General features: G+C 62.2%; 10 protein-coding genes. 1 reads left to right on the plus strand and 9 read right to left on the minus strand.

What is annotated here, in order from left to right; genetic code table 11:
• The first annotated feature begins 181 nt into the window (after positions 1-181).
• Positions 182-868, plus strand: coding sequence for a M24 family metallopeptidase (locus tag A6D6_RS02655; protein ID WP_159659845.1), 687 nt, complete (start codon positions 182-184; stop codon positions 866-868).
• A gap of 324 nt (positions 869-1,192) precedes the next feature.
• Here the strand turns inward: A6D6_RS02655 and A6D6_RS02660 are convergent, their stop codons facing one another.
• The 9 genes from A6D6_RS02660 to A6D6_RS02700 form a co-directional block, all read right to left on the minus strand.
• Complete coding sequence (locus A6D6_RS02660) at positions 1,193-5,128, minus strand: cobaltochelatase subunit CobN (protein ID WP_159659846.1); 3,936 nt, start codon at positions 5,126-5,128, stop codon at positions 1,193-1,195.
• Positions 5,128-5,487, minus strand: coding sequence for a DUF2149 domain-containing protein (locus tag A6D6_RS02665; protein ID WP_133492352.1), 360 nt, complete (start codon positions 5,485-5,487; stop codon positions 5,128-5,130). Before A6D6_RS02665 ends, A6D6_RS02660 begins: the two co-directional genes overlap by 1 nt.
• Entirely contained in the window at positions 5,480-6,034 is a 555-nt protein-coding gene (locus A6D6_RS02670) for a MotA/TolQ/ExbB proton channel family protein (protein WP_133492351.1), read from the minus strand. The genes A6D6_RS02665 and A6D6_RS02670 overlap by 8 nt, the downstream gene beginning before the upstream one ends.
• A 12-nt stretch (positions 6,035-6,046) precedes the next feature.
• The gene (locus A6D6_RS02675; protein WP_159659847.1) at positions 6,047-8,128 is read right to left on the minus strand and encodes a TonB-dependent receptor plug domain-containing protein; all 2,082 of its coding nucleotides are present in this window, start codon (positions 8,126-8,128) and stop codon (positions 6,047-6,049) included.
• Positions 8,129-8,352: 224 nt separating this feature from the next.
• Positions 8,353-9,744, minus strand: coding sequence for an isochorismate synthase (locus A6D6_RS02680; RefSeq protein WP_133492349.1), 1,392 nt, complete (start codon positions 9,742-9,744; stop codon positions 8,353-8,355).
• Entirely contained in the window at positions 9,741-10,046 is a 306-nt protein-coding gene (locus tag A6D6_RS02685; protein WP_133492348.1) for an isochorismate lyase, read from the minus strand. The genes A6D6_RS02680 and A6D6_RS02685 overlap by 4 nt, the downstream gene beginning before the upstream one ends.
• Positions 10,033-10,809, minus strand: a complete 777-nt coding sequence (locus A6D6_RS02690) for a thioesterase II family protein (protein WP_159659848.1) — start codon at positions 10,807-10,809, stop codon at positions 10,033-10,035. Before A6D6_RS02690 ends, A6D6_RS02685 begins: the two co-directional genes overlap by 14 nt.
• Positions 10,809-12,416 (minus strand): (2,3-dihydroxybenzoyl)adenylate synthase, encoded by a 1,608-nt coding sequence (locus A6D6_RS02695; RefSeq protein ID WP_133492346.1) that lies wholly within the window; start codon positions 12,414-12,416, stop codon positions 10,809-10,811. Before A6D6_RS02695 ends, A6D6_RS02690 begins: the two co-directional genes overlap by 1 nt.
• 33 nt (positions 12,417-12,449) lie before the next feature.
• Positions 12,450-13,157 (minus strand): VOC family protein, encoded by a 708-nt coding sequence (locus A6D6_RS02700; RefSeq protein ID WP_133492345.1) that lies wholly within the window; start codon positions 13,155-13,157, stop codon positions 12,450-12,452.

Raw genomic sequence — 13,157 nt, forward strand, 5'->3', positions numbered from 1 at the left:
AACGCAACGGGGACATTGCGCACTCTACAACCCGCTGCTCGCCCAACGAAGCCGACAGCATGATTGTTGGCACAAAACACATTCGGGTTGTCCTAGATCATGCCCAAACGCCACTGGGTGGAACAGGCCCCTTGCTACGACAATAACCACTCCCTCATCCCGATCATCAAGGAGTTGTTTCATGGACAAAACGACCGTACATGCCGCCGAACGTGTGGGCCCGGCCTTTTCGACAGACGGCATGCTATTGGCACGCAGAAAAACACGGCAAGCCATTCACGACATCGCTAGCCGTGTCACTCCAGGAATGGTGGAAGAAGAAGCCGTCACCATGGCAAAACAGGTTTTGATCGACAGCGGAATGGCTCTTAGCTGGCACCCCACCCGTGTGCGCTTTGGCCGAAACACGATCAAACCGATGAAACGCAAGTCTGAGCCTGGCGTGATGCTGCAGGAGAACGACATTTTCTTCATCGACATCGCACCTCGCGTGAACGCCTGGGAAGGCGATGGCGGCGCCAGCTTTATCGTCGGCGAACACCCCGACTATTCACGCTGTGCGGCCGATGCGGAGCGTCTTTTCCACGACGCGCGAGAAGTCTGGAGCTCCCAGAATCTGACCGGCCAAGCGCTGTACGCATACGCGGAAAGCACCGCCCGAAAAATGGGTTGGGAACTGAATCTTGACCTTCCGGGACACCGAATATCGGACTTTCCGCATGCGGCTATCCATGCAGGGGCATTAGCCGACCTTGACGTCCCGCCATCGGCAATGCGTTGGATCCTGGAGATACATCTGTGTGACCCTCAGCGACGTTTCGGCGCGTTCCACGAAGACATGCTGCTGGACGACGAACACTACAACTGAGTTTTCTCTTTAGGTTTAGGAGGCCCCTCCCAAGCCAGAACTTATGAGCCCCAGGGCAGCAAGCACTATGGATCAACGTTGCGCCCTCTCGCGGTCACCAACCGGCGAGAGAGTTCGACCTCGATCCCGCGGATCAGACCCGTCGCTTGTTCTTGACCGTTGCCTATCAGAAAGCTCAGCACCTGTGACGGCACCAACAGAAAACTTTCCACCAGTTACCTCAGAAATCGTGCCGCTACTCAACGCCTTGAAGACAGCTCTGTCTTTGTTTGCTGCGGCACTGTGCCCGGCGAGCCACTTCACGCCAACCCCTGGTCGGCACAATCAGCGGCGGCGCCACTCCAGGCAGAATCCAAGACCGATCAGCAGCAGCGCGCCCCCCAGAAACAGCATGGTGGCCGGCTGGCCGACGGTATTGGCCGACACCGCGGGACGCGCCACGGTTTCCATGACACGACCTGTCACCTCGGCCGGGGCGCCGCCACTCCGCCCCGGCGACGCGGCCGTCAACGCGGGAGCTGTGCCAGTGGCCATCCGCACTGCCTGACGGTAACGGCGTGCCAGCGCCTTGCCACCCGGTGCCTGTTCCAATGCCACCTCAATGGAGCGGGTCAGCGTCTCGTTGCGGCAAAGGTTGGCGTTACAGGCGCTACCATGGGCCAGGGCACTCTCCACCAACCTCGTGGCCACCTGGCGCTTATCCGCGTCGCTGGCGTCCCATTGGCCACGCTCCGCGGCTCCAAGCAGATTGGCCAACAACCCCTGCTCCGCGTAGGGGTTATGACGATCCAGGAAATCGCGCATATCCAGGCCGTATTCGTCATCCACGTAGACCGCCTTCACCTTGGCCCAGTCAGCGCTGCCCACCACTTGGTCGGTGGTGCTATTCCAAAGATCAAGCTGATCGGTGAGAAACATGAATGCGCGCGCGCCGTCGTAGCCGTGATCCTGCATCCGCTGAATCCAACGCGGATTGAAATAACGGGTGAAGAGTTCCTCCTGGACCGCCTTGGCCGCGCTTTGCAGAGATCCGCCGCCAGCTCTTTCCGGGCGGCTTACATAAAGTTCCGCGCCCTGGCCTCCGGCGGCGCGGGCGGCCATATCCAAACCACCCAGAAAAGCAGCCGACATGGGGTGATCAAGCATGCCATTGACGTCGCTGGAGCGTGGTAAGACTGCGCCCTGCAGATCCTTCACAGTGTCCGAGAACAGCGCCGGCATGGCATCGCCGTCCCGGCCGCCACCATACACATGCCCCATGCGATCACGATACAGCGCCGCCATGTCCGCCTGGCCACCACGGTGGTCTCCGGAACGGGCCAGGAACTGGATGTTCGGCGAGTATGCCCCCGGCGCCGCGGAAAACACCCGGGCCGTGGATAAGGCATCCGCCTCGGAGGCGGATGCGCCAGAGGCTTTGAGCCGCTCTGCTCTTTGGCGACTGGAGGCGGCCACGGGATTATCGTCCTCCGGCGCGGCGGCGGCCAAACGTACTGCCCGGTCGATCAGATCCATAAGTCCGGCATAATGATCCCGGTAGGTACCGCTGGCGGTGACCGTGACGTCCACGCGAGGGCGTCCCAATTGTTCCCGGGAAAGGCGCCGAAGACCCGAGACACGGCCCTGGCTGTCCCGCTCGACGTGTACGCCCAGCAGAGCCAGGATGTGCGCTTCATTGACCCCCTGGTTGCGGGTTGTTTCGCTGGAAAACAACACGAAGGCGAGATGTTTCGGAGGTTGGCCCTGGTGCTTTTCCTGAAAGGTGGCCACCGTGTCCTCGGCCAGTTGCCAGCCAGTGGCTTCCGCCTCCGGTGTTGGCATGATCGCCGGGTCGAAGGTGTAGAGGTTGCGGCCCACCGGCAGGCTGTCAGCGCGGCGCAACGGTGAAAACATGGGCCCTGGCTCAATCCAGCGCCCTTCCAGGGCATCCAGGATGGCGCTGACCTCCCGGGGCGCTCCGCGCAAACCGTCAGCGTAGTCCCGGGCCTGTTGTACCGTTTGCCGCCGGGTATCGGACAGGGGCCCGTCGTTGGCGGCGATCAGTGCCTTTTCGTTGGCCCCGTTCAGGGCGGCATCAAGCAGGGCCGGGGGCAGGAGCTCCTGGCCATTGCCTGTGAGCATGGCCGTGACCATGCCAGCCAGGGCGTCTCCGGTGGGTGCCCGACCGAGTACCCGAGTGCCGTAAGGCATACTCTGCTGTTCCAGATTGGCAATATGGCCAACCACCTCTTCGCGCAGGCGCTCGAAGGGCACGTTGCTGGCGTCCCAGGACAATGCTCGATCCAGGCCCAGGGCCGCGACCTCGTCGCGAATTGCCCGGCGTGCCCCGCTGCGAAGCTGATCATGGCCGACCAGATCATCGTAGCGTTGTAACAGCGTCTTCAAGGTTGTCAGAGTGGTCAATTCGCCGGTGGGCACCACCAGGTTGTACCAGCCGGGAGTGAGCGCCAGCGCTTTTCGCTTATTGGCCAGACCGCCGGCTCCTCCCAGGCGTTCCGGGTGGATGTGGGGAGTGGCCCCCAGCAGCTGGCCAATGGCATCGTCCACCAGCGGGCCCTCGCTTTTGCCGGGTTGCAGGACGATGTTGCTGAACAGGCTGACCCAGGCGTCCGCCTTGAAGTCGTTCCGCAGCCAGAGGAAGAAGGCGGCGTATTGATGATGAGGCGGCAGGGCGTCCGGCGACTTCAGCGCTGCGTCGTTCTCCAGGTAACCCCAGGCAGGATGCGCGGCGATCAGAATGTTACCGAAGCGCAACGCCGGTAGCAGCAAGACACGTTCGTCGCCGTCGCCGGCCACCATGACGTTCCCCGGAGGCGCGCCCCAGACTGACCCCATGCGCTCTCGTAGCCGGGCGGGCAGCGCCCCGAACCATTCCTGGTAACGCGCCAGAGGCACACGAATGGCGTCTGTCCTTGCCGCACGTTGTTGGATCGACGCCGGAGCCCAACCACCGATATTGGACGCTTCGTCCACCAGTTGGCGGCTCAGTTGGTCCCGGGACGGCAAGGGGGCGTCGCCCAGATCATAGCCGCGTGCCTTCATCGCCTTGAGCACCTCAATCAGAGTGCCGGGCACGTCCAGAAAATCGTCGGGATCGGCACCCAGATCCGCCTTACCGCCGCTTTCGCTCCAGAAGGTGAACACCACTTTCTTTTCGGCGTTGGCCCGGCGGTGCAGATGCGCCCAGGCCACCGCCCGGGCGGCACGCCAACGGGTTTGTTCTACCATGGGGAGAACGTCGCGCCGACCGAACCCGCGCTCCCCGGCAGCGGATACCGCCAGCGGTTCGAATATGCCCGCCCGTTCCCCCCGGGCGATGTCTCCCGAGTTACGTGGCGCCAGACCATGAGCTGATTGCCGGTACGCTTCGCCACTCTGGTGACGAATATGCAACGCGGAAAGCACGGGAACACCCAGGGCCCGGGCCCGTTCAATGCCCTGATTCAGGTCGTCACGATCAAGAACGGTGCCCTGAAAGATTACTGCGTCCACCCTGGGAATACCCTGATCGTCCAGCAAAAGATCGAGGCGGGCGTCACCAGTGCCAGCCAGCGCCACCGGTTCGCCACCTTCCACCCGGACGGCTTCGATCAGGGCGTCCACACCGGCCAGGTCTTCCTGCAGATAGTGGTTGCGATGGAACAGGATGCCGATGCGCGGTGTAGCCTCGTCCACCTCGGCGCCCGCGCGCTGGTAGCTCCGCCAGTCGGCGAACAGATCGGGCTCCCCCGGCCGGTAAAAGCCCTGCTCCGGATAGGAACGGGGCGCCGGTACCGGCGCCCCGTCGTTACCACCGGCCAACACCGCGAGATAAGCGATCAGTCCCCGGTAATTGACCTGCGACGGCATGCGCCAGTAACCGGTCAGATCCGGATGTTGATGGACATCCACATTGCCATTCAGGTCAGCGCCCGGCGAGACCACCACCAATCGGGTATGCTCGCCGGCCCTCCGGAGCAATCGGGCATGAGTACGGGCATTATCCGAGTCGCCATCCACGAATAGCAGATCCAACCCGGCCAGTTCCGCCTCTATACCGGCCTGATCCAAAGAATGACCACCATCCCCCGAGGCGTAAACGATGACCGTGGCACGATCATCCAGCCCCTGGGCGGCGCGTAGAATTTCGCCAGCCCCGGTACTTTCTCCACCGTCGTACACCAGGCCGATACGTGGCGTATCGGCCCATGCCGTTACCGTAACAAGCAGGCTGCCCAGCACCATCAACAGCGATACCGGAGTCCGTTGCCATGTCATCATCAGGGAGACACCCCATCTTCCGGCACATAGACCACCTGCCCGTCAGGCAACCGGTACGCGGTGCCCAATCGTGTGCCAGCACCACTCAACTCCCGGTCGGAGACTTTCTGTACCTTGATGCTTTCCCGGTCCTTGGTAATCAGAGTGGTTTCACCGTCCCGGTTCTGGGTCATCACCGTCATCTGGCTGTCCGGGTCGATAAAATCCTGCAGTGAAAACAGAGAGAACAGCGCCAGAATCAAGGCCACAATGAAAGCCAGACTGACATCGAAAAGATTCGCGATACCGGCGAGAGGGTCATCATCCAAGCTGCTCTCAGCGAACAGGCGATGGCGCCGCAGCAACCGATGTTCACTCATGGGACCCCTCATTATCGCGAGCCAGCAGACGTTCGGCGTACAAAGCCAACTCGGCGCCATCGCGACGAGCCCAGCGTTCCTGCGTGGTCGCCAACAGATAGGCCACCACACTGATCGCCAGCCCCAGCACAGTGGCCGCGAACGCGGTGACCATATTGCCCGCCAGCGCCGGCATCTGGCCTTCCGCCAACCCCTGCAGTGCATGGGCCATGGGAATCAATGTACCCATCAGTCCCAGGGCAGGACCGATGCGCACCAACAGCCGCAGCCGTGACACGGAACGCCAGGCACGTTGCTCGGTGTCCATCAGGATATGTTCCAGACGCAGGGACAGTGGGTCATCCGTGCTCCCTTGCCGGGCCTGATCAAGACGCTCAATGGCACTTGCCGGGCGCGGTTGTCGACGGCGAACCAAGGCCAGGCGCAGAGTGCCGCCCAGCGCGACCAGGGTGACCGCCGCGGCGAGCAGCAACCCGATCATCACCGGCCAGGCCAGCAGGTCGGCGATGCCGTGTAGGATCAGTCGAAGGCCGTTCAGGCTCGTCATGGCAGGGCTCTCCTAGAAGTCATAGCGGTAGTTGGCCAGGACCAGGCGCCCGGGACCGGGATAGTCGCCTTTCTCGTAGTAATAACGATTGAACAGATTCTCCACTTGCACGCCGACGGTATGGTGCGGCGTGATATACCAGCGCAGATCGGCGTCGACCAGGGTGGTGCTGTCGAACTCGAACAACCGGTCCTGCCTGTCGGAGAAATAGCGGCCGCTGCTGTAGTCACTATCGAGCATGCCATCCACATGGCGGGCGGCGAGGCGCGCACCAAAGCGGCTGCCTTCATAGTCGAGCGCCGCGTTGATCTTAAAGCGCGCCACATTGCGCAAAGGTTCCCGACCATCCGGGAGGTCCTGTTCACGTTCCATGTAATAGGTACTGGTGGTAGTAAAACGCAAGCTTCCCGGCAGCCGTGGCAGCCAGTAGTCCAGATCAATACCCAGCGTCGCCTCGAAACCTTCCGCCCGGGCCCGGCTGGCATTGACGTAAGTGGTCTCACGGAGGTCATCGGTGCTGGTCAGAATCACCGTCTCGATCTTGTCTTTTACTCGGGTCAGGAACCAGGTCAGGTCGGCATCCCAGGCTTCAGCCTGGTATCCCACGCCAAAGTCGTAAGTGGTGCTGGTTTCCGGATCCAGATCCGGATTACCGTAGGCGATCTGCAGCCGCTGTCCGACGATTTCCTCGGTACGGCCCGAAGTCTCGCGGGTGAGCGGGGCCACGAAGCCGCGCCCGGCGCTGGCATGCAGGCGCCAGCGCCGTTCCTGTTCGGGGAAGAACACCACACCAACGCGTGGATTGAAGGTATCAAAGCGAGAACTGCCCGGAATCAAATCCTCCCGATGAGGCGTGGATCTGGCTTTGTTCTCGATCTCGTCGTAGCGCGCGCCCAGATTGACGATAAGCCGGTCATCCAGCCATTTGCTGGTAAGTTCGGAGTAAACCCCCAGCGTTTCACGTTCATCGTCCGGAGAGTAGGGCCCTTGACGCTGACCCTCGGTGTCGTAGCGACGGCTGGTATTGCTGACTTCCTCGTAATCGAGGCCATAAACCCACAACCAACGCTCATTGAGGCTCCAGGCATCACGCAGTTGCAAACCGTGGAAACGAGTATCCCGGTTACTGTCGTTATAAAGCAATTGGCCCTCCGCGGCTTTATGGCTGTCGTAGGCCTCGCGGGTGGTATAGGCCCGGGCCAGAGGCTGATGATTCCCCATTGTTCCAGTCAGCGAGAGATCCAGTCCGAAGGCATCGACATCGGAGAGCCCCTGGTTCAACTGGCCATCGGACTCGGCCCCGGGAGACTCAACGTCGTTGCCGCGCAACACCTGACCGCGCGCGTCCACACGCCACTCCGGTGACAGCCGATAACCAAAGCGGGCATAACCGGAGCGTGTCTCGAACCCGGTAAAGGGGCGCCGCACGCCACCGCCCTGGCGGAAGCCATCCTCGAAGCGACGGGACTGACGGCCCAGATCGTAGTCATCAAACTGGCTACGCTCATCAAAAGCGACATCGAAATCCAGATTAGGCGTCAAACTACCGCCGGCATGGGCATCCGCACGCAAGGTATCGTAGCTACCGGCGGCGATGCCGAACCCTCCGGAAACCGAGCCGCGGGAATCCCGGGTAATGAAATTGATCACCCCGCCCATGGCGGAGGAACCGTATACCGCCGAGGCGGAACCCTTCAGCACCTCCACCCGTTCAACCCCCGCCATGGGCAGATTACCGAGGCTGGTGATCCCAGCGGGACGGCCGTCAATCAGTATCAACACCCGCTGGTTGGTGCCGGAAAACTCCGGGCGGAAACCACGCAGGCCCACCCCGGAGCGGCCGCCGGGATACTGAATCACATCCACGGAGGTGCTTTTTTTAAGGAAATCGGTGGCAAACATCGCTGGCGTTTGTGTGAGTTCCTCCAGGTCAATGACCTCGACATTGGCGGCGACTTCCCGCCGCTCCGTGGCAATTCGATTGGGGGTGACCACCACCGTATCCAGGTCGGCGGCGGAAGAAGCGTCGGCATTGGCTACGACGGGGGCAAGGCAGGACGCGGTAACGACCAGGAGAACAGGAGCTTTAATCATTGATGTCCCATGTGTAGCGCAAACGAAAATCTGGAACGGGCAATCATCAATGTCCTTACCGATACCCCGCGCCCGAAATCGACGATCCATGATCGGCCCTGAATGCTACATTATATCATAACATTAACAAAATAATTCTCTGGCGACCGCGTAACGGAAAGCCTCATGATCAATCGTGGCTTTTAAAGAATGCGTTGAGGAGTGATTTCGTGACCGCCAGGACATCAGGTTCTATCGCTAACAAGCGCTCTGCACATGCAAGACAACTTAAGGCTGGTCTCTCCGTATTCATGTTCAGGCTCCGAATCCCCCACCAAACCACACCCCGCAAACAGGTGGCACTCCTTGCCGCTGATCAAGGCGGACCGTAGCGCTACCACGAAGTCGCCATTACCTGCGCCGTCAATCCATCCCAGGGGACCTGCATACCAGCCACGATCGAAGCGTTCGTGGACGCGGATGCAAGCCAGAGCCTCGTGCCGCGGATAGCCCGCCACGGCGGGGGTGGGTTGCATGGCCTGCACCAAGTCAAGAACACCGGATCCCGCGGCGATGCGACCTTCGATGCGGGTACTCAAATGCTGCATCAGCGGCAGGCGATGCAACACCGGTTCCGGGGAGATCGTGAGCTCATCAAGCAGCGGACGCAGCGCATCACGGATAGCCTGAACCACCAGCTCGTGCTCGTGCTGGTCCTTGTCCGAGGCCAGCAGTTGCTCGCCAAGACGTTGGTCGTCCTCAGCATTGTCACCACGCCGTATGGTGCCCGCCAGAGCATGTGTCTCCACCCTGCCGTGATGTACGCGGACCAAACGCTCCGGCGTCGCCCCGAGAAAACAGAGGCCACCACGATGAACGGCAAAGAGATGAGAGCACGGGTCGGCGTCACGCAAACGGCACAGCACGGCAGCCGCGGACAACGGCGCCGAGTAGGTCTGGTGCAGGTGCCGCGCCAGCACCACCTTGCTCAACCGGCCCGCCCGGATCGCGTCAATCAGAGCTTCTGCCTTCGCCTGCCATTGCCGAGCGCCGATCCCCTGCTCCCGCACCAAAGTCGAAGCCGGCGGAGACGACAACACCGCCTGTTCACTGGAAAGCAGCGTCTCGATATCACGTCGATAGCGATGACTTTCGGTCACCGGGTCGTCGTCCTGTCGCACCAGCTTATGGCAGATCAAATAACTTCCCCGCGCCGTGCACTCCAGCAGCAGACGCGGCACCGTCAGACAGGCAGCGGGAAAGCATTGCCACGGCCACTGTTGATTCGCTGTCCGATCAAAACGAAGCCCGCCAATGGCGCGCGCTACCTCCGCGCCCTCCACTACAGCGTCATCATTGAGCCGCCGCCAACGGTGTTGCAGACCAGTCAGACCGGAATCCGGGTCGGGCACGCACTCCAATGCCTGACCGATCCCCAGCAGCACCCGTTGCGGCTCCCGGGTTTCCCAGTACAGACAGTCCACCCCCGCGGCGTCCAACCGTTGGTATAACGCCATCGGGTCCGCGCCGGACCAGGGAAGGCTCACAACCGCCAATACCGGCTGGCCGGATTGCCGGGCCTGTTTCCGTGCCTTGGCGAACACGGATTCCAAATCGCCCATCCGCGTCATCTTCATCGCTGCCCCCTCTGCTCACGCCAATATTCCACCTGGCGGGCGATAAACCAGGGAATGATCTGCTCAAAGAGGGATTCGACGAAGTCGCTGTCCAGGTCGTTTTCTCGCGCCCAGAGGCGGCGCTCCACCAGCATCGCCGCTACCCGGTCCGGCGCCGGGATACTCGCTTCATCCGGTTTGAACCGTGACGCGGCCAACACGTACCCCATCCGCTTGCCCAGGAGCCCCACCAGTTCATGATCCAGCGTATCGATCGCCTGGCGGATATCGGCAAGGCCGGTGCACTCGTCAGGATGTAACATGCTCTCTATCTCCTTGTCCGATCGGGGAGTCCAGTTGTTTCAGCACTCTGTCGACCACATCCCGATACTGCTCGCGCAGATAGAAGTGACCGCCGCGAAAAGGCAGCACCCCTAGCGTCCAGGGCGTGACATCCTGCCAGGCGCGCACCTCGTCTCCGCTAATTTCGTCGTCATCAACGGGAAAACACACATCCACGGGCACGTCGATCTCGTCGGGAAAATCTCGCCTGTAACGTTCGATCAGCCGGTAGTCGTTACGCAGCATGGGCATGAACAGTTCACGCATGGCCGGTTCATCAAGCGGGGTACTGCCGCCGGAAAGGCGTCGTATGTCGTCCAGCAGCGCCGTGTCGCCCTGTTGATGGAGCGCGCTCTCGCGTTGCCGGTGAGGAGCTGGGTGGGCGGACACCACCAGACGTTTCAGTGACAGATTCCGTCGTCGCAGCCGCAGCGCCACTTCATAAGCCAAAGCGGCGCCGAGGCTGTGCCCGAACAATACCAGCGGCACCTCGGCGAACAGCGTCAAAGCCTCGGTGATTTCATCGGCCAGCGCTTCCAGGGAGTCCGCGAACGGTTCCGGGTAGCGCTCCTCCCGCCCTGGATATTGCACCGCCAGCAGATCGAGGTGATCAGGCAAAGCTTTGCCCCAGTCGCGGTAACAGCTGGCGCTGCCACCGGCATGCGGCAGGCACACCAGACGCGCCGACGGCTGTTCGCTGAGACGAAAGCAGCGAACAGCCGGGTGCCTCACCTTTGCGCTCATCACGAGACCTCCTCGGCGACAAGCAGCTCGACCAACTGCCGCCGATTGATCTTGCCTAGCCGAGTCAACGGAAAGCCATCCACGATTTCGAGCCGATCCAGCAACTTGTAGGCAGCCATCCCCGCAGCGGAGAGATGCGCATTCAACTCCGACAATCGCGGCGCTTCGCCCTTGACGACAATGCACGCGCAGCTGCATTCGCCCAATGTCTCGTGGGGCAGGCCCACCAGCGCCACATCGGCGACCGCCGGATGCGACAGCAGGTGGTTCTCCACATCCTCCACCGGGACCTTTTCCCCGCCACGATTAATGACGTCCTTGTCCCGGCCTTCCACCACCAGATAGCCTCCCTCCAAACGCCTCACCCGGTCGCCACTGCGGTAATACCCCTGCTCGGTAAAGGCCCGCCGGTTGTGTGTCTCCGCCCGGTAGTAGCCGCGCAGAGTGTAGGGCCCGCGGACCAGCAGCTCGCCCACTTCCCCATCCGGCAGGTCCTGGCCCTGCTCGTCCACCACCCGGATCTCGTCGTCCTCGGCAAGGGGGCGGCCCTGGGTATCAAGGATCCGTGACGGCGGATCATCCGGCGCGGTCATGCACAACAGACCCTCCGCCATGCCGTAAACCTGCTGCAAACCGCAACCCAGGACCTTGCCGACCTGCGCCGCCACCTCGGCTTTGAGACGGAAGCCGCCCACCTGTAACAGACTCAGACTGCTCAGATCAGCATCGGCATGGAGCGCGAACTCCAGCCACACACGCACCAGTGTCGGGATCAGAGCGGTCACCGTTATCCGTTCGCGCTCCACCAGTTCGAAGGCGGTATCGGGGCTGGGATCGGGGCACAGCACCACCGTGCCCCCGACCTCGAACGTGCCCAGCAACCCCGGGCACGCCAGGGGGAAATTGTGCGCCACCGGCAATGCCGCCAGATAGCGGGTATCACCGGAGAATCCGGTCCGTTCGGCGCTGGCGCGGGCGTTATACAGATAATCGTTGTGCGTGCGGGGAATCAGTTTGGGCAAGCCGGTGGTGCCGCCGGACAATAGCAACACGGCAACGTCATCGGCAGCGGGCACGGCGATCGGACGCGGCTCGGCGTCCAGGGAGGCAAAGCGTTGGAAGCCGCCGGCGTCTCCGACCACGAACACCGAACGCAGGGTATCGACCTGCTCCAATAACGTCCGCGCCATCGGACGATAATCGAAGCCCAGATGGGTATCGGCGATCACATAGGCCCGGGCCGCCGAAAGCCGTGCCAAATGGCGGATTTCATTTTCCCGGTGCGCCGGCAACGCCAGTACGGGAATCACCCCGACACGGAACAGCGCCAGGCTCAACGCGACAAATTCCGCCCGGTTGGGCAGTTGCAGCAGCATTCGTTCACCGGCCTTGAATCCCGTCGCCAGTATTCCCGCCGCCAGCCGTTCTACCCAGTCATCCAGTTCCCGGTAGCTCCAGCGCCGCTCACCGTCCACCAGCGCGGGGTGATCGGCGAACTCAGCAGCGCGTCGCCGCCACCAGCTGCCCAGATCGAGATCACGCCAATAGCCTTCACGCCGATAGCGCTCCGCCAATTCCGGCGGCCAGGGTACGCAGCCTTCCAACATGGTTGCCTCCTTTGCAGTCAACAGAGGTACGGGTCACCCCATCGCTCCAGCCGACACCGCGGCAGGTCGAATCGAGGCGCCGTGTGTCAAAGTCCCGTCCAGTGCATGGGACAGGCCCTCCAGCTCGATCCACAGCACACTGGTTCGCTCCGCCGATTCGACCGAGAACACCGGGTCGTCGCTCACCAGATTGTTCAACAGCACGCGGTCCTCCACCCGCGCCCCCAGACGCACTCGCCGCAGCGCCGTGGCGCCGTTGTCGTGGCACACGGTGGCCGGGTGCTGCGGCGGATCATAGGGCGTCACCAAAAAGGGAAGCCGGCCATGACGCGGGTAGGCGAAGCGGAAGCGGGTACGCTGGCCGTCTGGACGGGTACGCCGCCAGGGCACGAAACGGCCGAGGGTGATGCCGCAGCGTTTCAGTCTGGCCGTCACCGCCTTGGGGTCATCATTGGTCACCACCGCGACATCGCAAAACCCTTCCCCGCCCTCCCCCCAGCGCACCATGCGCTCGCCGGCACCACGCCCGGCCATCAGATCGATGGGCCATTTGAAATAACGGGCATTGGCCGGTGTGGTCAGTAATTCGATCACCGGCCCGCGTCGAAACCAGATGTGCGCGTGCTGGGCTTTTTCCGGGTCGGTGGCGTAGTCCACTTGAAACCCGAGAGCCCGGAAATCCACCACCGCCTGATGGAGATCGCGCACCCAGAGCAGCACATGGCTGCAGGACAGACTCAT

This window comes from Alcanivorax xiamenensis, assembly GCF_009846745.1.
GTDB classification, from domain to species: Bacteria; Pseudomonadota; Gammaproteobacteria; order Pseudomonadales; family Alcanivoracaceae; genus Alloalcanivorax; species Alloalcanivorax xiamenensis.